Annotated in this window: 21 protein-coding genes; 12 read left to right on the top strand and 9 right to left on the bottom strand. The window is 70.0% G+C overall.

The window, feature by feature from the left end; all coding sequences use genetic code 11:
- The first annotated feature begins 1 nt into the window (after position 1).
- Complete coding sequence (locus KAK06_RS07005) at positions 2-487, top strand: chemotaxis protein CheD (protein ID WP_210801218.1); 486 nt, start codon at positions 2-4, stop codon at positions 485-487.
- Positions 484-1632 (top strand): protein-glutamate methylesterase/protein-glutamine glutaminase, encoded by a 1149-nt coding sequence (locus KAK06_RS07000; RefSeq protein ID WP_210801217.1) that lies wholly within the window; start codon positions 484-486, stop codon positions 1630-1632. The genes KAK06_RS07005 and KAK06_RS07000 overlap by 4 nt, the downstream gene beginning before the upstream one ends.
- On the opposite strand, the gene aroC is transcribed toward KAK06_RS07000, so the two are convergent.
- Positions 1578-2678 (bottom strand): chorismate synthase, encoded by a 1101-nt coding sequence (aroC, locus tag KAK06_RS06995; RefSeq protein ID WP_210801216.1) that lies wholly within the window; start codon positions 2676-2678, stop codon positions 1578-1580. The genes KAK06_RS07000 and aroC overlap by 55 nt on opposite strands.
- Positions 2679-2859: 181 nt before the next feature.
- Here aroC and KAK06_RS06990 point away from each other — a divergent pair, with 181 nt between their 5' ends.
- Complete coding sequence (locus KAK06_RS06990; protein WP_210801215.1) at positions 2860-5130, top strand: putative bifunctional diguanylate cyclase/phosphodiesterase; 2271 nt, start codon at positions 2860-2862, stop codon at positions 5128-5130.
- Here the strand turns inward: KAK06_RS06990 and KAK06_RS06985 are convergent, their stop codons facing one another.
- Positions 5131-5601, bottom strand: coding sequence for a CBS domain-containing protein (locus KAK06_RS06985; RefSeq protein ID WP_210801214.1), 471 nt, complete (start codon positions 5599-5601; stop codon positions 5131-5133).
- A gap of 141 nt (positions 5602-5742) precedes the next feature.
- On the opposite strand from KAK06_RS06985, the gene KAK06_RS06980 reads away from it, so the two are divergent.
- The 6 genes from KAK06_RS06980 to KAK06_RS06955 all read left to right on the top strand — a co-directional run bounded on the left by KAK06_RS06980 (position 5743) and on the right by KAK06_RS06955 (position 11771).
- Positions 5743-7056: an O-acetylhomoserine aminocarboxypropyltransferase gene (locus tag KAK06_RS06980; protein ID WP_210801213.1), complete on the top strand. Its 1314-nt coding sequence runs from the start codon at positions 5743-5745 to the stop codon at positions 7054-7056.
- Between the two features lies 1 nt (position 7057).
- Positions 7058-7861, top strand: coding sequence for an alpha/beta fold hydrolase (locus tag KAK06_RS06975; RefSeq protein ID WP_210801212.1), 804 nt, complete (start codon positions 7058-7060; stop codon positions 7859-7861).
- A 267-nt stretch (positions 7862-8128) separates the two neighbouring features.
- Positions 8129-8503: a hypothetical protein gene (locus tag KAK06_RS06970; protein ID WP_210801211.1), complete on the top strand. Its 375-nt coding sequence runs from the start codon at positions 8129-8131 to the stop codon at positions 8501-8503.
- A 66-nt stretch (positions 8504-8569) separates the two neighbouring features.
- Positions 8570-9934, top strand: a complete 1365-nt coding sequence (locus KAK06_RS06965; protein ID WP_210801210.1) for a sensor histidine kinase — start codon at positions 8570-8572, stop codon at positions 9932-9934.
- Positions 9935-9950: 16 nt separating this feature from the next.
- Positions 9951-11348, top strand: coding sequence for a sigma-54-dependent transcriptional regulator (locus KAK06_RS06960; RefSeq protein ID WP_210801209.1), 1398 nt, complete (start codon positions 9951-9953; stop codon positions 11346-11348).
- Between the two features lie 93 nt (positions 11349-11441).
- Entirely contained in the window at positions 11442-11771 is a 330-nt protein-coding gene (locus KAK06_RS06955; RefSeq protein ID WP_210801208.1) for an Mpo1-like protein, read from the top strand.
- Here the strand turns inward: KAK06_RS06955 and KAK06_RS06950 are convergent, their stop codons facing one another.
- Both KAK06_RS06950 and kbl read right to left on the bottom strand, forming a co-directional pair.
- Positions 11772-12722, bottom strand: a complete 951-nt coding sequence (locus KAK06_RS06950) for an NAD-dependent epimerase/dehydratase family protein (RefSeq protein WP_210801207.1) — start codon at positions 12720-12722, stop codon at positions 11772-11774.
- Positions 12719-13921 carry a glycine C-acetyltransferase gene (gene kbl / locus KAK06_RS06945; protein WP_210801206.1) on the bottom strand — a complete coding sequence of 401 codons (1203 nt, stop codon included), beginning with the start codon at positions 13919-13921 and terminating at the stop codon, positions 12719-12721. The genes KAK06_RS06950 and kbl overlap by 4 nt, the downstream gene beginning before the upstream one ends.
- A gap of 99 nt (positions 13922-14020) precedes the next feature.
- Here kbl and KAK06_RS06940 point away from each other — a divergent pair, with 99 nt between their 5' ends.
- Positions 14021-14602, top strand: a complete 582-nt coding sequence (locus KAK06_RS06940; RefSeq protein WP_210801205.1) for a helix-turn-helix domain-containing protein — start codon at positions 14021-14023, stop codon at positions 14600-14602.
- 9 nt (positions 14603-14611) lie between these two features.
- On the opposite strand, the gene KAK06_RS06935 is transcribed toward KAK06_RS06940, so the two are convergent.
- Positions 14612-15844, bottom strand: a complete 1233-nt coding sequence (locus KAK06_RS06935) for a YihY family inner membrane protein (protein ID WP_210801204.1) — start codon at positions 15842-15844, stop codon at positions 14612-14614.
- A gap of 21 nt (positions 15845-15865) precedes the next feature.
- On the opposite strand from KAK06_RS06935, the gene KAK06_RS06930 reads away from it, so the two are divergent.
- Both KAK06_RS06930 and KAK06_RS06925 read left to right on the top strand, forming a co-directional pair.
- Complete coding sequence (locus KAK06_RS06930) at positions 15866-16264, top strand: DUF2069 domain-containing protein (RefSeq protein WP_210801203.1); 399 nt, start codon at positions 15866-15868, stop codon at positions 16262-16264.
- Positions 16261-17667, top strand: coding sequence for an FAD-binding oxidoreductase (locus KAK06_RS06925; RefSeq protein WP_210801202.1), 1407 nt, complete (start codon positions 16261-16263; stop codon positions 17665-17667). Before KAK06_RS06930 ends, KAK06_RS06925 begins: the two co-directional genes overlap by 4 nt.
- 9 nt (positions 17668-17676) lie before the next feature.
- Here the strand turns inward: KAK06_RS06925 and KAK06_RS06920 are convergent, their stop codons facing one another.
- The 4 genes from KAK06_RS06920 to nuoN are packed head-to-tail and all read right to left on the bottom strand — an operon-like array spanning position 17677 to position 20566.
- Positions 17677-18144, bottom strand: coding sequence for a DUF1178 family protein (locus tag KAK06_RS06920; RefSeq protein WP_210801201.1), 468 nt, complete (start codon positions 18142-18144; stop codon positions 17677-17679).
- Positions 18141-18746, bottom strand: coding sequence for an NUDIX domain-containing protein (locus KAK06_RS06915; protein ID WP_210801200.1), 606 nt, complete (start codon positions 18744-18746; stop codon positions 18141-18143). Before KAK06_RS06915 ends, KAK06_RS06920 begins: the two co-directional genes overlap by 4 nt.
- Entirely contained in the window at positions 18739-19056 is a 318-nt protein-coding gene (locus KAK06_RS06910) for a DUF2818 family protein (RefSeq protein WP_210801199.1), read from the bottom strand. Before KAK06_RS06910 ends, KAK06_RS06915 begins: the two co-directional genes overlap by 8 nt.
- A 4-nt stretch (positions 19057-19060) precedes the next feature.
- Entirely contained in the window at positions 19061-20566 is a 1506-nt protein-coding gene (gene nuoN / locus KAK06_RS06905; RefSeq protein ID WP_210801198.1) for an NADH-quinone oxidoreductase subunit NuoN, read from the bottom strand.
- Between the last annotated feature and the right edge of the window lie 14 nt (positions 20567-20580).

Below are 20580 nucleotides of genomic sequence, written 5' to 3'. Positions count from 1 at the left end.
CATGGTCGCCGAGGCCGGTCAGAAGCTGTTCCTGATGCCAGGACAGTGGTACTTCGGCGGCAAGGCCTCGGAGCTGCGCACGCTGCTGGGCTCCTGCGTGGCCGTGACGCTGTGGCATCCGGCCAAGCGTTGGGGCGGCATGTGCCATTTCCTGCTGCCCGAGCGCAAGGGCCCGACCGATGGCGTGCTGGACGGCCGCTACGGCACCGAGGCGATCGACCTGCTGGTGATGCGGCTGCGCGAGCTGGGCACGCGGCCCGAGGAGTATGTGGCCCACCTGTACGGCGGTGCCGACACCATGCCCGACCAGACGGGCGTCAAGCTCAACGTGGGCGAGCGCAACATCGAGCAGGGCTGGACCCAGATCGACAAGCACGGCTTCCAGCTCGAAGGGGTCGACGTTGGCGACCATGTGCCGCGCACCGTGACGCTGGCGCTGGGCAGTGGCTCGGTCGAGGTGCGGCGCGGCGGCCGGCGGCAGCCATGACCGCGCCCCGCGCCCCCCGCATCCGGGTCCTGATCGTCGACGACTCGGCGGTCGTGCGCAAGCACCTGTCCGAACGCCTGGAAGCCGCGGGTATCGAAGTGGTGGCCACCGCCTCCGACCCGCTGTTCGCCTGGCCCAAGCTGCGCTCGCTGCAGCCCGACGTGCTGGTGCTGGACGTGGAGATGCCCCGCATGGACGGCATCAGCTTCCTCAAGGAGGTGATGGCTGAACAGCCCACGCCGGTGGTGATGTGCTCCACCCTGACCGAGGCCGGCTGCGCCGTCACGCTGCAGGCCCTGGCGGCCGGTGCGGTGGGCTTCGTGACCAAACCCAAGGCCGGCCTGAAATCCTTCCTGGAAGACCCGAGCAACGACCTGGTGGACACCGTGCGCAGCGCGGCGCGTGCCAACCTGGGTGCCCTGGGCGCGCTGCCGCAGGTGGCGCGGACCACCCCGCTGGCACTGCCACCCGGCGGCCCGGCGACGGCGCCGCCCCCAGGCGCGCCGGGCATCCCGGGCGGTCGGGTCATCGCAATGGGCCTGTCCACCGGCGGCGTGCAGTCGATCGAGGTGGTGCTGCGCGCCCTGCCCGTGCAGACGCCGGGCATCGTCATCGTCCAGCACATGCCCGCGGGGTTCACGGCCTCCCTGGCCGCGCGGCTGAACAGCCTGTGCGACATCGAGGTGGCCGAAGCCCGCCATGGCGAGCGCGTGCTGCCCGGTCGCGCGCTGATCGCCCCGGGCGGCCGCCACATGCGCCTGCGCCGCCAAGGCAGCCAGTTCGCCGTGGAAGTGGTCGACGGTCCGTTGATCAACCACCATCGGCCCTCGGTCGATGTGTTGTTCCGCTCAGTGGCCCAACAGGCCGGCGCAGCAGCGATCGGGGTGATCATGACCGGCATGGGCGATGACGGCGCCCGCGGTCTGCGCGACATGCACGATGCCGGCGCCCTCACCGCCGCCCAGGACCAGGCCAGCAGCGTGGTGTTCGGCATGCCCAAGGAGGCCATCCGCCTGGGCGCGGCCGACGCGGTGCTGCCGCTGCCCGAGATCGCGCCCTGGCTGCTGCAGCAGGCCCGCGTGGCGCCGGGTCAGCGCGTGGCGCGGGCGATATCGGGCGTCAGCACCGACACATCGCCGCACTGAGCGCGCCGCCGCAGCGCGTGGTCCATCAGGACCAGCGCCAGCAGCGCCTCGGCAATCGGCGTGGCGCGGATGCCCACGCAGGGATCGTGGCGGCCGTGGGTCTCGACCACCGCCGGCTGCCCCGCCAAATCAATCGAGCGGCGCGGCAGGCGGATCGAGCTGGTGGGCTTGATCGCCACGTTGACCGTGATGTCCTGGCCGCTGGAGATGCCACCCAGGATGCCGCCGGCGTGGTTGCTCAGGAAGCCCTCGGGCGTCAGCTCATCACCATGCTCGCTGCCGCGCTGACGCACGCAGTCGAAGCCGGCACCGATCTCGACGCCCTTGACCGCATTCAGGCCCATCATGGCGTGGGCGATGTCGGCGTCCAGACGGTCGAACAGCGGCTCGCCCAGGCCCACCGGCACGCCCTGGGCCTCCACATAGAGCCGGGCGCCGACCGAATCGCCCGACTTGCGCAGCGCGTCCATGTAGGCCTCCAGTTCATCGATGCCCTGGGCGGTGGCCGCGAAGAAGGGGTTGCGGTCGACCTGGGTCCAGTCGTCGCGGGCGATCTCGCGCTCGCCGATCGCCGTCAGGCAGCCGCGGAAGGTGGTGCCATAGGCCTGGTGCAGCCACTTGCGGGCGACGGCGCCAGCAGCCACCGTGGGCGCCGTCAGGCGCGCCGAGCTGCGGCCGCCGCCGCGCGGGTCACGGATGCCGTAGCGGTGCCAGTAGGTGTAGTCGGCGTGGCCGGGGCGGAAGGTCTCGGTGATGTTGCCATAGTCCTTGCTGCGCTGGTCGGTGTTGCGGATCAGCAGGCAGATCGGCGTGCCGGTGGTGTGGCCCTGGTAAACACCGGAGAGGATCTCCACCGCATCGGCTTCATTGCGCTGCGTGACATGGCGGCTGGTGCCCGGGCGGCGGCGGTCCAGCTCGGGCTGAATGTCAGCCTCGCTGAGCGCCATGCCCGGCGGGCAGCCGTCGATCACGCAGCCGATGGCCGGGCCGTGGCTTTCGCCGAAGTTGGTGACGCGAAAGAGTTCGCCGAGGGTGCTGCCGGACATCGCGCGCGGACCGGCCAGGGGCGGTCGGGGTTCGTGTGAAGGACCGCCGATTTTACGGGCCAGCGCCGCGGACAGCCTCCCGATTGAACAAGGCAGCTTTTCGCCCGGGACTCCGCGCATCGCGCCGGGCCGCCTCGGGGCACAGTGAGGCCTGAAACCCTGTCCGTTCTGCACCCGCCCGATGCCGCCCCCTCACCGTCTCACCCCCCTGCGCCAGCTGCCCCGCTGGCTGGCGCTGGGGGCCGCCTGCACCAGCGCACCGGCCTGGGCCCAGGCGTCGGACGGCGCCGGCTCGGGCCTGATCGGACTGGGCCTGCTGGCGCTGGGCGCCGTTGCTGGCTGGGGCTGGGCGCGGCGCCCGGTGCGGTCGGCGAATCTGCATGGCGAGCAGTTGATGTGCCAGGCCATGCTGGAGCAGGGCCCGCAGTTCATCGGCCTGATGGATGGCAGCGGCCGGCTGCTGAAGGTCAACGCCGCCGGCCGAACCTGGCTGGATGGCCAGGAACAGACAAGTCGGCCGCTGTGGGAACTGCCCGGCTGGCGCGAGCCGGCGGCCCAGGCGCAGCGCCTGCAGAGGGCGGTTCGCACCGCGCTAGACGGCCAAGCGGTGCGGCAGGAGCTGCGGCTGGACAGCCCCGGCCAGGGCCGGCGCGAGGTCGAGATCCAGGTCCGGCGCATTCACGTCGGCGCCGAGCCGGCCCACCTGCTCATCGAGGCGCGCGACATCACCATGCGTCGCCAGGCCGAGGACAAGCTGATGCTGGCCGCCGCGGTCTTCGACCAGGCCCGTGAAGGCATCATGATCACCGACCCGCGCGGCGTGATCGTGTCGGTGAACCCCGCCTTCAGCCAGATCACCGGCTATGACGCGCATGAGGTCCAGGGCCACTACCCGGCGATGCTGACCACCGCGCTGGAGGACCCGCACCTGCACCGCCGCATCCGCCGTCAGCTGCTGCGCAGCGGCCACTGGCAGGGCGAGTTGCGCAGCCTGCGCAAGGACGGCGAGCTCTACACCGCCTGGGTGTCGATGAGCCGGCGGGTCGACGGCGAAGGCCGCACCACGCACCTGATCTGCATCATCAACGACATCACGCGCACCCGGGAGACCGAGCAGCGCATGCAGCGCCAGGCGCACTACGACGCGCTGACCGACCTGCCCAACCGCCACCTGCTGCTGGAGCGCGCCGACGCGGCCGTGGCCCAGGCGCGGCGCCAGGGCCAGTCGGTGGCGATGCTGGTGATGGACCTGAACCGCTTCCGCGACATCAACGACAACTTCAGCCACACCGCCGGTGACGCGGTGCTGCTGGAGATGTCGCTGCGCCTGCGCAATGCGCTGCGCGAGGGCGACACCGTGGCGCGCCTGGGTGGCGATGAATTTGCCGTCCTGCTGCCCGACACCGACGCCAACGGCGCCGCCCATGTGGCCGGCAAGCTGCTGGAGCAGGTGGCCCAGCCCTTCATGGTGATGGGCCACGAGCTGAGCATGACGCTGTCGGTGGGCATTGCGGTCTACCCGGCCGATGGCCCGGACGTCGAAGCCCTGGTGCGCTGCGCCGACACCGCGATGTACCGCGCCAAGCAGGAGGGTCCGGGCCGCGTCGCCTTCTTCGCCGAGGGCATGCAGCAGCGCTCGGTGCGCCAGCTGCAGCTGGAATCGGCGCTGCGCCGCGCGGTGGAGCGCGACGAGCTGCTGCTGCACTACCAGCCGCAGCTGGCGGTGGACACCGGCGAGGTCAGCGGCATCGAAGCCCTGGTACGCTGGAAGCATCCCGAGCTGGGCATGGTCTCGCCCGGCGAGTTCATTCCGCTGGCCGAAAGCAGCGGCCAGATCCTGGCCATCGGCGAGTGGGTCATGCGCACCGCCGCCCACCAGGTCAAGGCCTGGACGGCCGCCGGCCTGCCGCCGATCACCGTGGCGGTCAACCTGTCGGCCCTGCAGTTCCGCGACCCCACGCTGCCAGACCGGGTGAAGGCCATTCTTGACGAGGCGGACATCCCCGCCTCCTGCCTGGAGCTGGAGCTGACCGAGAGCGTGGCCACCGGCAACCCGGCCGCCGCGATGGCGATGATGGAGCGCCTGCACGCGCTGGGCGTGCGCCTGTCGATCGACGACTTCGGCACCGGCTACTCGTCGCTGAACTACCTCAAGCGCTTCCCGATCCACACACTGAAGATCGACCAGAGCTTCGTGCGCGACATCTCGACCGACGCCGACGACCGGGCGATCGTGCAGGCCATCATCCAGCTGGCCCGGGCGCTGCACCTGAGCACCATCGCCGAAGGCGTGGAGAACGACGAGCAGGCGCGCTTCCTGCGCGCCCACGGCTGCGACATGGTCCAGGGCTACCGCTATTGCCGCCCGATCGACGCCGACGCGGCCTTTGCGTGGATGATGGCGCGTCAGCCGGCGACGGCCGGCACGCCGGCCGACACCGCTGCGGCCTGATCAGTTGCCGGGAACGGCGTTGCCCGCCGCGCCCTCCTCGACCGGCCAGTCGCGGATATAGGCCTTGAGCATGCGGTTCTCGAAGTCCTGCGCCTCAACCACGGTCTTGGCGACGTCGTAGAACGAGATCACCCCCATCAGCGTGCGCTCGTTGAGCACCGGCATGTAGCGGGCGTGGCGGCCCAGCATCATGCGGCGGACCTCGTCGATCTCGGTGTCGGGCGAGCAGGTCAGCGGGTGGCTGTCCATGACGCCGCTGATCGTGGTGGCACCGATCTGGCCGCCGTTCTTGACGATCGCCAGGATCACCTCCCGAAAGGTCAGCATCCCCACCAGGTTGCCGTGGTCCATCACCACCAGCGAGCCGATGTCGTGCATGGCCATGGTGTTGACCGCGTCGGCCAGCGGCTGGTCTGGCGTGACGGTGAACAGCGTGTTGCCTTTGACTCGCAGGATGTCGCTGACCTTCATTCGGGCTTCTCCTTCCGACCGTGTGATGCCTCGGCGCCGCCCGGGTTCGATGGCTCCCGCGCCCGGTGACGGCGTGCGCTCAACATAGCACACAATGCGTGTCATTCAAGCTCTGGCTGCCCCTCAATCAGCCTCCTCTTCATGCCCGGCGCGACAGATCCCGGTTTCGACACCCTGGCCCTGCATGCAGGCGCCGCCCCGGACCCCGCCACCGGCGCGCGGGCGGTGCCGATCCACCTCAGCACCTCCTTCGTCTTCCAGGACAGTGCGCACGCGGCGTCTCTGTTCAACATGGAACGGCCGGGGCATGTGTACAGCCGCATCTCCAACCCCACGACCGCGGTCTTCGAGGAGCGCATGTCGGCGCTCGAGGGCGGCGTCGGCGCCATCGCCACCGCCAGCGGGCAGGCGGCGCTGCACCTGGCGGTGAGCACCATCGCCGGCGCCGGCAGCCACATCGTGGCCAGCGCCGCGCTGTACGGCGGCTCGCACAACCTGCTGCACTACACACTCAGCCGCTTCGGCATCGACACCACGTTCGTGCCGCCGCACGACCTGGACGCCTGGCGCGCCGCGATCCGCCCCAACACCCGGCTGCTGTTCGGCGAGACGCTGGGCAACCCGGGCCTGGACGTGCTGGACATCCCGGCCGTCAGTGCCATCGCCCATGAACGGTATCTGCCGCTGCTGGTCGATGCCACCTTCACCCCGCCCTGGCTGCTCAAGCCCTTCGACCACGGCGCCGACCTGCTGTTCCACTCGGCCACCAAGTTCCTGGGCGGTCACGGCACGGTGGTGGGCGGCGTGCTGGTCGACTCGGGCCGCTTCAACTGGGTTGACGCCCACGCCGCCACCGGCCATTTCGCCGAGCTGTGCGAGCCCTACGAGGGCTTCCACGGCATGGTCTTTTCTGAGGAAAGCACGGTTGGCGCCTTCCTGCTGCGCGCCCGCCGCGAGGGCCTGCGCGATTTCGGTGCCTGCATGAGCCCGCACACCGCCTGGCTGATCCTGCAGGGCATCGAGACCCTGCCGCTGCGCATGGCCCGCCATGTCGAGAACACCCGGCTCGTCACCGCGTTCCTGGCGGCACATCCGATGGTCGAGCGCGTGGCCTACCCGGGCCTGCCCAGCCACCGCGACCACGCGCTGGCCCAGCGCCTGCTGCCGCGCGGCGCCGGTGCAGTGTTCAGCTTTGACCTCAAGGGCAGCCGTGCCCAGGGTGTGGCCTTCATCGAGGCGCTGAAGATCTTCTCGCACCTGGCCAATGTGGGCGACTGCCGCTCGCTGGTGATCCACCCCGCCTCGACCACCCATTTCCGCATGGACGACGCCGCGCTGCGCCAGGCCGGCATCACGCCCGGCACGATCCGCCTGTCGATCGGCCTGGAGGATGCCGCCGATCTGATCGATGACCTGACCCGCGCCTTGAAGGCGGCCGAGAAAGCGGGGGCCTGACATGGAATGGACCGTCCACGGCCGCCGCGCCTATGCCTACACCGGCGGCAAGCCGTTCAACCCCACCCTGCCCTGCGTCGTCTTTCTGCACGGCGCGCTGAACGACCACAGCGTCTGGAATCTGCTGGCGCGCTGGTGCGCCCACCATGGCTTCGGCGCGCTGGCGCTGGACCAGCCGGGCCACATGCGCTCGGAGGGCCCCTTGCTGCCCGACATCGAATCGCTGGCCGACTGGACGGTGGCGGTGCTGGACGCCGCCGGCGTCGCCCAGGCGGCCCTGGTGGGTCACAGCATGGGCTCGCTGATCGCCCTGGAGGCGGCTGCGCGGCATCCGCAGCGGGTGTCGCGGCTGGTGATGGTGGGCACGGCCTACCCGATGGCAGTGTCCAAGGCCCTGCTGGACGCCGCCGAGCAGCGTCCGCAGGCCGGCATGGACATGGTCAATGCCTTTTCGCTGTCGACCTGGGCGGCCAAGCCCAGCTACCCCGGGCCCGGCATGTGGCTGCATGGCGGTGGCCGCCAGTTGATGGCCCAGGTGCAGGCCCACGGGCCGCAGGGCGCCAACGTCTTCCGGCATGACTTCGGACTGTGCAACGCCTACGCCCATGGCCACGAGGCGGCCGACGCGGTGCGCTGCCCGGCGCACCTGGTGCTGGGCCAGGCCGACCAGATGACGCCGCCCAAGCTCACCCGCGAGCTGGCGCAGCGCCTGCGCGCCACGGTGCACCGCGTGCCCGGCGGGCACTCGATCATGACCGAGCAGCCGGACGCCTTGCTGGCCGCGCTGCAGGCCGCGCTGGCCTGATCGGTGCCAGTCCCCTGGGAGACCGGGGGATTTCACGCTGGTGGGTGGGGGAATTGCCCCACCCGGGCCTGATCAGAGGTGGCCACTCAGTCTTTGCCTCTGGATAAATCCATATAAATCAATGAGTTATTGAAAGTGTGCATCTTGCACACTTGCTGGCACGTCCGTTGCGAATCATGGATCGTCCCGGTCGCCGAGGTCCTGCCCACCAAAGCGCCGGGGCATTTCTCCCAGTCCCAACCATCCCTTACCACACTGGAGCAAGCCATGACCCGTCGTATCACCACCCTGCTGGGCCTCGCCATCGCCTCGCTGACCGTCGCCACCGCCGCCCAGGCCGAACTGCGCGTCAAGTGCGAAGTCCGCAGCGACCGTTCGACCGCCTCGGTCGACGGCAAGGGTGTCGCCAGCGGCAACTACTACGCCGTGCTGACCTCGGGCGCCAACAGCGCCACCTCGACCGCCCAGCCCGCCATCCAGCGTGAAGTCGAGATCGACTTCTCCAGCCGTCCGCGCGACATCAACAAGGGCGCCACCGCGCTGGCGGCCGACTTCATCGTCGGCGGCCAGGCCACCGGCGCGCTGTACACCGAAGCCGGCGCGCTGGTCGCGACCAAGACCGTCAACTGCCGCGTCCGCTGATCGCTCAGGCCACCGGGTCCGGGCACAATCGGCTGCGGCCTGCCCCCGCTGCCGATGCCCGCCCCGATGCCTGACGTCCTGTCCCCCTCGATGACCACGGTGGGCCGCCCTGCGGCCATCACCCGCTGGTTCATGATCGCCGGCTCGATCGGCGTGGGTCTGTTCGCCATCGGCATGGCGGTCCTGCTCGATGCCTTCATCGAGTCACGCCTGTTGCACCGCGACGCCGAACTGAGCGGCGACTTTGTCCAGAGCATTGCCGACACCCAGAAGGTCGCCGAGATCTTCCGCCAGCCCGAGCGCGCCAACGACCCTGCGTTTGTCGAATTCCTGGCACACATCGCGGCGATGCCCGATGTGCTGCGCATCAATGTCTACACGCGCGAGCAGCGCGTGTTGTGGTCCAGCAGTCCGGACCTGATCGGCCAGACCTTCGGCCACAACGATGAGCTTGACGAGGCGCTGACCGGCGAACTCGTCGCCAACTTCGATGCCCACTCCGACAAATCGGAGCATGTGCTGCTGGGCTCGCCCCGTGAGTTTGTCGAAAACTACGTCCCGGTGCACGCGGCCCACAACGGCCCGATCGTCGGCGTGATCGAGCTGTACCGGCGCCCGGTGGCGCTGACCCAGGCCCTGGCCGAAGGCCAGGGCCGCATCTGGGGCGCTGCGTTGCTGGGAGGCTCCCTGCTGATCCTGTCACTGCTGTGGTTCGTGCGCCGTATCGAGCGGGCGCTGGGTGATCAGCAGCGCAGGCTGATCGACAACGAGGCCTTGGCCATGGTGGGCGAGCTCTCGGCCGCCGTGGCCCACAACATCCGCAACCCGCTGGGCTCCATCCGCAGCGCGGCCGAGCTGACCCGCGAGCTGGGACCGACCATGCCGCTGGACCATGAAGAGGTGATCCGCCACGTCGACCGCATCGAGCACCTGGTGCGCACGCTGCTGACCAGCGCCGGGGATCCGACGGGTCGGCCGCACCGCTGCGCCGTGCGGCCGGTGCTAGAAGCCGCGCGCGGACGCATCGCGGCCGACCTGGCCGCCCAGCACAAGCAGTTCAGCCATGAGTGGCCCGAGCAGCTGGGCGAGGTGGCGCTGGACGATATCCTGCTGACCCAGTCGCTGGCCTCCATCCTGGCCAACGCGGCCGAGGCCACGCGGGCCGGCGACCAGGTCAGCCTGCGTGCCAGCCAGTCGGCCGGCGAGCTGCGCATCGTGATCGAGGACAGCGGCAGCGGCCTGCCCGCTGCCTCGCGCGACAAGCTGCTGCAGCCCTTTTTCACCACCAAGCCACGCGGCCTGGGCCTGGGATTGCCGCTGGCCCGTCGAGCGATGGAGCGCGCCGGCGGCAGCCTGACGATAGAGCCCGCCATGCCGCATGGCACGCGCGTCACGCTGAGCCTGCCGCTGCTGCCCGCCAGCGCCGCTTGATCGCACAACCACCACCATGCCTGAACGCGCCGGCCATGCCGTCCTGATCATCGATGACGAGGTGGCGCTCGCGCGCAACCTGGCCACCTTCCTGTCGCGCCAGGGTTGGGACACCCGGGTGGCCGAAACGGCCGAGGAAGGCCTGCTCGTGTACCCCGAGTTCCGGCCCGACCTGGTGCTGTTGGACCACAACCTGCCTGGCATGGACGGACTGCAGGCCCTGGGCCGCTTCAAGGCTCTGGACCCCGACTGCCGGGTGGTCATGATGACCGGCTTCGGCAGCGTCGACCTGGCGGTGAATGCGCTCAAGAGCGGCGCGCTGGACTACCTGTCCAAGCCGCTGGCCCTGGGCGAGGTGCGCTTGCTGATCGAGCGCCTGCTGAGCCAGGACCGGCTGCAGCGCACCGTGCACTACTACGCCGGGCGCGAGGCGGCCGGCAGCGGCCTGGACAAGATCGTCGGCGACTCGCTGGCGATGCACCAGCTGCGCCAGCGCATCCGCCAGATGCTGGCCTCGGAAAGCCAGCTGGAAGACGCCGATGGCCCGGCCGTGCTGATCCACGGCGAGACCGGCACCGGCAAGGAACTGGTCGCCCGCGCACTGCATTTCGACGGCCCGCGCCGTGACGGGCCGTTTGTCGAGCTCAACTGCGGTGCGCTGCCCGCCCACCTGGTCGAGGCTGAGCTCTTCGGCTATGAGAAAGGCGCCTTCACCGATGCCCGCCAGCGCAAGGCCGGCCTGGTCGAGACGGCCGAAGGCGGCACGCTGTTCCTGGACGAGATCGGCGAGGCCGACGCCGCCACCCAGGTCAAGCTGCTCAAGCTGCTCGAGGACAAGCGCTTCCGGCGCCTGGGGGGCTTGCGCGACCAGGCCGTGAATGTGCGCATCGTCAGCGCCACCCACCAGTCGCTGGAGAAGATGGTGGCCGAGGGGCGCTTTCGCGCCGACCTGTACTACCGCCTGCGCATTGTCGAGTTGCAGGTGCCACCGCTGCGCGAGCGGGGCGAGGACGTGATCGTGCTGGCCCGGCATTTCCTGGCGCACCATGCGCAGCGCTACCGCCGCGGCGACATGCGCCTGAGCGACGGTGCCGAGCAGCGCCTGCGCGCCCACCGCTTTCCGGGCAATGTGCGCGAGCTGCGCAACCTGATGGAGCAGGCGGTGCTGCTGGCCACCGGCGAGCGCATCACCGAGCTGGAACTGGCGGGCCTGCGCACCGTGGCCCCAGCCAGCGCCGACGCGCCGCTGGATGCCGGCAGCGACCTGAACCTGGAGCGGGCCGAGCGTCGGCTGATCGAGGAGGCGCTGCGTCGCAGCGACGGCAACGTCACCCAGGCCGCCCGCTTGCTGGGGGTGAGCCGCGACACCCTGCGCTACCGGCTGGAGCGCCTGGGTCTGCGCGCCGCCGGCTGACGCCTGCGCGACACCGCGCCGGGGCAAGCCCGGATGGCCGGCCGCGCCCGGCCGCGCTGCAATCGGGCCCATCCCGATTCACGGAGCCACCGCATGAGCACCGCCGCCACCTCACCCGACCTGGGCGCGATCCGCAGCTTCGCCGAGTTTTACCCGCTCTACCTGGGCGAGCACGCCCACCGCACCTGCCGCCGGCTGCACTTCCTGGGCAGCTCACTGGCCCTGGTCTGCCTGGCCATGCTGCTGTGGACCGGCCGCCCGCAGTACCTGCTCTATGGCCTGCTGTGCGGCTATGGTTGCGCCTGGATCGGCCACTTCGTTTTCGAGAAGAACAAGCCGGCCAGCTTCAAGCGCCCGCTCTACAGCTTCATGGGCGACTGGGTCATGTACAAGGACATCTGGACCGGCCGCATCCCCTTGTGATCAGCGGTACTGCGGCGCCAGGTTGGCCAGCATGTCTGCCGTCATCGCCGCCAGGTCGACCTGCGGCTGCCAGCCCCAGTCGGCGCGGGCGGCCGAGTCGTCGATCGAGCGTGGCCAGCTGTCGGCAATGGCCTGGCGGAAATCCGGCGCGTAGTCGATCGTGAAGCCCGGGTGCTGGCGGGCGATCTCGGCGGCCAGCTCGGCTGGGGTGAAGGACACGCCGGCCAGGTTGTAGCCGTGGCGCTCGCGCAGCGCGTCGGCCGGTGCGTCCATCAGCGCCAGCGTGGCCCGGATGGCGTCAGGCATGTACATCATCGGCAAGGCGCTCTCGGGGCCCAGAAAGCTGGTGTAGTGATTGGCCTTGAGCGCCTCGTGGAAGATCTCCACCGCGTAGTCGGTGGTGCCGCCGCCCGGCGGCGTCTTCCAGCTGATCAGGCCGGGGTAGCGCAGGCTGCGCACGTCCACACCATGCATGCGGTGGTACCAGGCGCACCAGCCCTCGCCCGCCAACTTGGAGATGCCGTAGACGGTGGTGGGCTCCATCACGGTCTTCTGCGGCGTCTGGTCGCGCGGCGTGGTGGGCCCGAAGGCGGCGATCGAGCTGGGCCAGAAGACCTTGTCGAGCTTGGTGGTGCGGGCCAGCTCCAGCACGTTCAGCAGGCCCTTCATGTTCAGGTCCCAGGCCCAGGTGGGGTGCTGCTCGCCGCGCGCTGACAGGGCCGCGGCCAGCAGGTAGACCTGGGTGATCGCGTGGCGCTCGGCGACCTGGGCCAGCGCGCCGGCGTCGGTCACGTCCAGCGCTTCATGGGCCAGGCCGGGCACGCGGCCACGCGGTGACAGGTCACTGGTCACCACGGCGCTGTGGCCATGGCGGGCCACCAAGGCCTCGGCCAGCTCGGTGCCGATCTGGCCGTTGGCGCCGATGATCAGGATCCTGGGCGCGCTGCTCACTTCAGAATCCCCAGTTCGCGGCCGGCCTGGGTGAAGGCCGCCACCGCCCGCTCCAGGTCTTCCCGGCTGTGCGCGGCGCTGAGCTGCACGCGGATGCGCGCCTGGCCCTTGGGCACCACCGGAAAGAAAAAACCCACCACGTACACGCCCAGCTCCAGCAGGCGCGCCGCCAGGCGCTGCGCCAGCACCGCGTCGTAGACCATGATCGGCACGATCGGGTGGGTGCCGGGCTTGATCTCGAAGCCGGCGGCGCTGATCGCCTGGCGGAACCACAGCGCGTTGTCGGCCACGCGGTCGCGCAACGCGGTCGAGCTCTCCAGCAGGTCCAGCACCGCCAGCGAGCCGCCCACGATGGCCGGCGCCAGCGTGTTCGAGAACAGGTAGGGCCGCGAGCGCTGCCGCAGCAGCTCGATCACCTCGCGCTTCGCTGCGGTGAAGCCCCCCGAGGCGCCGCCCAAGGCCTTGCCGAAGGTGCCGGTGACGATGTCGACGCGGCCGAAGATGCCGCGCAGCTCATGCGTGCCGCGCCCGGTGGCGCCGACAAAGCCGCTGGCATGGCTCTCGTCGATGCCCAGCATCGCATCGAAGCGGTCGCACAGCGCGCGGATCTCGTCCAGACGGGCGATCGTGCCGTCCATCGAGAACACGCCGTCGGTGAACACCAGGATGAAGCGGGCGCCGCCGTCGCGAGCTTCCTTCAGGCAGCGCGCCAGGTCGGCCATGTCGTCATGGGCGTAGCGCCAACGCTGCGCCTTGCACAGGCGGATGCCGTCGATGATCGAGGCGTGGTTCAGGCTGTCGCTGATGATCGCGTCGGCCTCGCCCAGCAGCGGCTCGAACAGACCGCCGTTGGCGTCAAAGGCAGCGGCATACAGGATGGCGTCCTCGCAGCCCACAAAGCGGGCGATGCGCTGCTCCAGTTCCTTGTGCCGGTCCTGGGTGCCGCAGATGAAGCGCACCGAGCTGAGGCCGTAGCCGTGGCTGTCCAGCGCCGCGTGGGCGCCTGCGATGGCCGCCGGGTGGCTGGAGAGGCCCAGGTAGTTGTTGGCGCACAGGTTGATCAGCGTGCGGCCGTCGGTGGTGCGCACATGGGCGCCCTGGGGCGTGGCAATGATGCGCTCGCGCTTGAAGAGACCCGCCTGGTCGAGCTGATCCAGCTCCTGGCGGACGTGGGCGAGAAAGGCGTCGGGGGAGCTCATCGGTGGCGTCCTGTCGGTGTTCACTGAGACTGCTGATTGTTCGATATATCGAATTTTTGTGCAGTATCATGTGAAGCGTTCGATCCGTCAAGGACTGTGATGGCCCGCCCTGCCCCTTCCCCCGAACCGCCCCGCGTGGGCCAGGCCCTGGCGCAGCTGCGCCATGCGCGCAAGTTGTCGCTCGATGACCTGTCGCGCCAGGCCGGCGTGTCCAAGTCGATGCTTTCGCAGATCGAGCGCAACCAGGCCAACCCCACCGTGGCCGTGGTCTGGCGCCTGGCCAACGCGCTGGGCGTGCCTCTGACCGAGCTGCTCACGCCGGGCGATGCGCCCGAGCCGCCAACGATCGCCGCGGTACCCGCGCATGCCGTGCCCACGCTGCGCAGCCCGGACGGCCAATGCGAGCTGCGCATCCTGGGCCCGATTGAGCTGGCCGGCCAGTTCGAGTGGTATGAACTGACGATCCAGTCGGGCGGCATGCTGGACTCCCAGCCGCACGAGCCCGGCAGCCGCGAGCACCTCAGCGTGCTGAGCGGCCAGGTGGAAGTGCATGCCGGCGAGGCGCGCCAGCGCCTGGCCCCGGGCGAAACCGCCCGCTACGCGGTGGACCAGCCCCATGCACTGCGCAACCCCGGCCGCGGCGAGGCGCGCGCGCTGCTGGTGGTGGTCCACCCGGCCTGAGCCAGGCCCTCAGGCGAGCAGCTCGGCCAGCGTCATGCGCTCCAGACCGGCGCGCTCACGGAACACCGCCACCCGCTCATCCGGCCGCAGCAGCAGGCGATCGATCAGCGGCGCCGCCGGCGTGAGCGTCGGATCGCAGAGCAGCACATAGCGCTGCTCGCCGCCCTCCTCCAGCCGGCCCACCCAGTCGGGCTCGAACAACTCATCGAGCTCGGGCTCGATCTGCAGCGGATCGATGCGCAGCATGCCAGCCAGCGCGCTGAGCGTGAGCCCGGCCTGCCCGGCCGCCCGCGCGGCGGCCAGTTCGCGCAGCACCGCCAGCGCAATCACAAAGCGGTGCCCCGGCGTGTCCGACTGGCGCACCACCCGCATCTGCAGGCTGGGCGCATAGGCGGCGATCACCGCACCCATCAACACGATCACCCAGCCGGTGAACATCCACAGCAGGAAGATCGGCGCGGTGGCAAAGGCGCCGTAAATCGTGGCGTAGGTGGCCACCTTGGACACATACCAGGCCAGCAGCGACTTGGCCAGCTCGAAACCGATGGTCACGAAGGCGCCGCCCGCCAAGGCATGACGCCAGCGCACATGGGTGTTGGGCACGTAGTGGAACAGCCCGGCCATGGCCGCCCACAGCAGCAGGAACTGGACCCCATCCAGCACCAACCCGACACCGCCGGGCAGGCCCTCGACCAGGCCCTTCGAGGCTGACAGCGCATAACTGGTCAGCGACAGGCTGACCCCCAGCACCAGCGGGCCCAGCGTCAGGGCCGCCCAGTAGACCAGCACCCGCTGGGCGATCGGTCGCGGTGTGCGCACGCGCCAGATCGCGTTGAGCGTGCGGTCGATCGTCAGCATCAGCAGCAGCGCGCTGACCAGCAAGAAGATCAGGCCGGCGGCCCCCACGCGGCTGGCCTTGCTGGCGAACTGGGTCAGCGCCGTCAGCACCGGCCGCGCGATGTTGTCCGGCACCAGGCTCTGCAGGAAGTACTTCTGCAGCGCCACCTGGAACTGGCTGAAGATCGGGAAGGCGGTGAACACCGCCAGCATCACCGTCAGCAAGGGCACCAGCGCGATCAGTGTGGTGAAGGTCAGGCTGCCGGCGGTCAGGCCCAAGCGGTCCTCGCGAAAGCGCAGGCGCAAGGTGCGCAGGGTGTCGAACCAGGGCCAGGTGCGCAGCGACTCCAGCAGCAGGGCCAGGGTCACCCGCTCGGCGCGGGGGCTCGTTTCGAGGGCATTCATCGGCCGCTATGATGCCAGCCCATGTCGACCTCGCCGCCGCCGCTGACACTGGAAGCCGACGCCGTGACCCGGATCACGCGCTGGGTGGCCGTGGGCGCGCTGCTGGCGCTGATTGCGCTGTGCCTGGCCTGGGAGCTGTGGCTGGCACCCACCGGACGCCGCACACTGGTGATCAAGGTGCTGCCGCTGCTGTTGCCGCTGGCCGGGCTGCTCAAGCACCGGCTCTACACCTACCGCTGGGTCAGCCTGCTGGTCTGGCTGTACTGCGCCGAAGGGCTGGTGCGGGCCACCAGCGAGCCGGCGCCGGGCGCCACGCTGGCGATGATCGAGATCGCGCTGTGTCTGGTGCTGTTCGCCGCCTGCGCGGTGCAGGTGCGCTGGCGGCTGCAGCGCGCCAAGGCCGCCGCCGCGCTGGGATGAGCCTGCTGCTGGACGCACTGCGCGCCGCCGTGGGTCCGGCCCATGTGCTGCGGGACGGCGACCTGTCGGCCTATGAAGTGGATTGGCGCAAGCGCTACCACGGCCGTGCGCTGGCCGTGGTGCGGCCGGGCAGCACGGCCGAGGTGGCCGCAGTGGTGCGGCTGTGCCGCGAGCACGCCACCAGCCTGGTGCCGCAGGGCGGCAACACCGGCCTGGTGGGCGGCGGCGTGCCCGATGACAGTGGCCGGCAGGTGCTGCTGAGCCTGGGTCGCATGCAGCGCATCCGGCAGCTCGATGCCGACAACCTGACTGTCACAGTCGAGGCTGGCTGCGTATTGCAGGCCTTGCAGCAGACCGCCGCCGATGCCGGCCTGCTGTTCCCGCTGAGCCTGGCGGCAGAGGGCAGTTGCACCATCGGCGGCAACCTGGCCAGCAATGCCGGCGGCACCCAGGTGCTGCGCTACGGCAATGCGCGCGAGCTGTGCCTGGGCCTGGAGGTGGTGACCCCCCAGGGCGAGGTCTGGGATGGCCTGTCGGGCCTGCGCAAGGACAACACCGGCTACGACCTGCGCGACCTGTTCATCGGCAGCGAGGGCACGCTGGGTGTGATCACCGCCGCCACGCTGAAGCTGCACCCGCGCCCTGGCGCCACGATGACCGCGCTGGCCGCCTGCCCGTCGATCGAGGCCTGCGTGGCCCTGCTGCGCCGGGCGCGCCAGCGGCTGGACGCCGGCCTGACCGGCTTCGAGCTGATGGAGCGCTTCGCGCTGGCGCTGGTGGCACAGCACTTTCCCAGCCTGCCGCAGCCGCTGCCCGCGGCGCCCTGGACCGTGCTCCTGGAGCTGGCGGCCCCCTCTGAGGCCCAGGCCCGGGACAGCCTGGAGGCGGTGCTGGGCGAGGCTCTGGACAGCGGCGAGGCGCACGACGCGGTGGTCGCAGAAAGCCTGGCCCAGTCACACGCGCTGTGGCACCTGCGCGAGAGCATTCCGCTGGCCCAGGCCGAGGAAGGCCTGAACATCAAGAACGACATCGCGCTGCCGGTGTCGGCCATCCCCGGATTCGTGACCGAGATGGGCGACACCTTGCGCGCGCTCGTGCCGGGCATCCGTCTGGTCACCTTCGGCCACCTGGGCGACGGCAACCTGCACTACAACCTGCAGGCCCCGCAGGGCGTGCCTGCCGCCGATTTTCTGGCGCAGCACGAGGCCGTGCTGAACCAGCGGGTCTATGACGCGGTGATGGCCTGCGGCGGCTCGTTCTCGGCCGAGCATGGCATTGGTGCGCTCAAGTGCAGCGAGCTGGCGCGGCGCAAGTCGCCGGTGGCCTTGGGCATGATGCGGGCCATCAAACAGGCCCTGGACCCGCAAGGCCTGATGAATCCCGGGCGGCTGCTGCAGCCCTGAGCCTGCGACTCAGTGGGTGGGGCCGCTGGGTCCGGGCGCCAGCGGCAGGGCGAACACCTCGATGCCCTCGTCGCGCAGCGCCTCGCGCTCTTCCGGCGTGGCCTGGCCGCGGATGCCGCGGACCTCGGTCTCACCATAGTGGATGCGGCGAGCCTCTTCCGGAAAGCGCTGGCCCACGTCTTCGGTGCGCTGCACCAGGTCGTGCACCACGGCCTGCAGGGCAGACTGCAACTGGGCCGCCAGCGCCGCTTGGGAGGGGCGTCCGGGCTCGGCCGGCGGTCGTGGCTCAGCGGCCGGCGTGGGCTGCGCACCCGAGATGTTCAGCCGCGGGGCGCTGGGCAGGCGGGTGATGCTGGCGCTGGCGCACAAGGGGCAGCTCAGCAGACCACGCTCAAGCTGGTCCCGGTAGTCGTCCTCCGACGCGAACCAGCCTTCAAAACCGTGCTCGTGCTCGCAGCGCAGGTTCAGGACCTTCATGTCCCCGATGATCGGTCAGAAGCCAGATCCTGTGCAGGCTGCCATGCCAAATCCCACAGCCCGGCGCGCCATTTCTGCAACCACAGCAGACCGACCAGGGTCTTGGCGTCGGTGAGTTCGCCGCGGGCGGCCAGGCGCTCGAGTTCGGCCTCGTCGACCAGGCAGACGTCGAGGAACTCGCCGGCATCCAGCTGCTGTTCGCCCAGTTCCAACCCGCGCGCGAACCAGACCTCGATCAGCTCGTTCGAGTAGGCCGGCGCGTTGTGCATGAGTGCGGCGCAGGCCCATTCGCGGGCGCGATAGCCGGTTTCTTCCAGCAGTTCGCGCTGGGCGCAGCGCCAGCGGGGCTCACCGGGATCGATCTTGCCGGCGGGAAACTCCAGCAGCACGGTCTGCAGCGGGTAGCGGCACTGCCGCTCCATGACCAGGCGGCCGTCATCGGTGATCGGAACAATCATCACCGCGCCGGGGTGGACGATGTACTCGCGCGTGGCCTCAGTGCCGTCGGGCAGACGGGCGACGTCGCAGCGCACGTCCAGGAATCGGCCCTGCCAGACCTGCGCAGGCCGCAGCGGGCGCTCGATCAGGTGCTCGTCACTCATGCGCCGCTGCCGGCGCGCCGCGGCGCAGGTAGCGCCAGACGAAACCCGGCGAGGCCAGGGTCAGCATCAGGCAGGTCCAGGCGGCGTAGAACTCCCAGCCCTGCGGCGCCCGCTGGCCCAGCGAGGACTCAAGGGCGCTGCCCAGCAGCAGGGTCAGGCCGCCGGCCACCGCCAACTCCAGCAGGCGCCAGCCAAAGGCCTTGGGCGCGCGCCGCGGTCCGACCACGAACAGGCGTTCATTGACAAAGGGCAGGTTCGCGGCCAGCAGCGCGGCCAGCACCACCAGCCAAGTGGCTGCCCCGGCACTCATCGTGTCAGCCCTGCAAGGCGGCGACGATGACGTCGCGGCACAGCGCCATCAGGCCCTGCGGCAGCAGGCCCAGCACCAGCGCAGCAGCGCCATTGAGGGCCAGCAGCGCCGACACCCCGGAGCCCGCGGTCAGCGCGGCACCGGACTCGGCCGGCTCGTCGAAGTACATGACCTTGACGATGCGCAGGTAGTAGAAGGCCGCCACCAGCGACAGCAGCACCGCGACGATGGCCAGCGTGATGTAGGTGCTGTCACCGGTGGTGACCAGCGCCTGCAGCACCGCGAACTTGGCGTAGAAGCCCACCATCGGCGGCACGCCAGCCAGCGAGAACATGAAGACGGTCATCACCCCGGCGATCCACGGCGCCCGCTTGGCCAGGCCAGACAGATCGCTGATCTCCTCGCTCTCGAAACCCTGGCGAGCCAGCAGCATGATCAGGCCGAAGCTGCCCAGCGTGGTCAGCACATAGGTGACCACATAGAACAGCGCCGAGCTGTAGCCGTTGGCGGCCGAGGTGGTGTTGGCGGCCACCACGGTGGGCGTCAGGCCCAGCAGCATGAAGCCCAGCTGGGCGATGGCCGAGTAGGCCAGCATGCGCTTGAGGTTGGTCTGCGCGATGGCGGCCAGGTTGCCGATCAGCATCGACAGCACCGACAGCACCATCAGCATCTGCTGCCAGTCGTGTCCCAGCGTGGACAGGCCCTCGACCAGGATGCGGAAGGCGATCGCGAAGGCGGCGAACTTGGGCACGCCGCCGATCATCAGCGTCACTGCGGTGGGCGCGCCCTGGTAGACGTCGGGCACCCACATGTGGAACGGCACCACACCCAGCTTGAAGGCCAGGCCAGCCACCAGGAACACCACGCCCAGCGTCAGCACGACCGGGTTGATCTGGCCGTCGGCCACCACCGCGTAGACCTCGGGCAGGTCCAGCTTGCCGGTGGCGCCGTACAGCATGGACATGCCGTAGAGCAGGAAACCGCTGGCCAGCGCACCGAGCACGAAGTACTTCATCGCGGCTTCGGTGGACACGCCATGGTCGCGGCGCAGCGCGGCCATCGCGTACAGCGACAGGCTCATCAGCTCCAGGCCCACATAGATGACCAGGAAGTTGTTGGCCGAGATCATCACCGACACGCCCAGCAGCACGAACATCGAGAGCGTGAAGAACTCGCCCTTGAGCAGCTCGCGCTCGCCCAGGTAGGGGCGTGCATAGGCCAAGGTGGCCATCAGCGCCAGCGAGGCGCAGGTGGCCAGCAGGTGGCCCAGCGGGTCGGACACCACCAGACCCTGCATGCCGTAGACCGAGGCCGCGGCGCCGCTGGCGCCCAGGCCGGCCTGCATCGCGCTGGCGTGCATCAGGGCGACCACAGCCAGCGTCAGCTGGGTGAGCCAGAAGGTGAGGCCGCGCTTCGGGTCGGTGACGTAGAGGTCGATCAGCGCGATCGCGCAGGCGGCGACCAGCAGCACGATCTCGGGAGAGACAACAAGCCAGTTCATAGGATTCATGGTGTGGGCCTCGT

The organism is Ideonella aquatica, assembly GCF_018069755.1.
GTDB classification, from domain to species: Bacteria; Pseudomonadota; Gammaproteobacteria; order Burkholderiales; family Burkholderiaceae_C; genus Ideonella; species Ideonella aquatica.
Note: the sequence above shows the minus strand (reverse complement) of the source record. Positions and strands in the feature narration are given on the sequence as shown.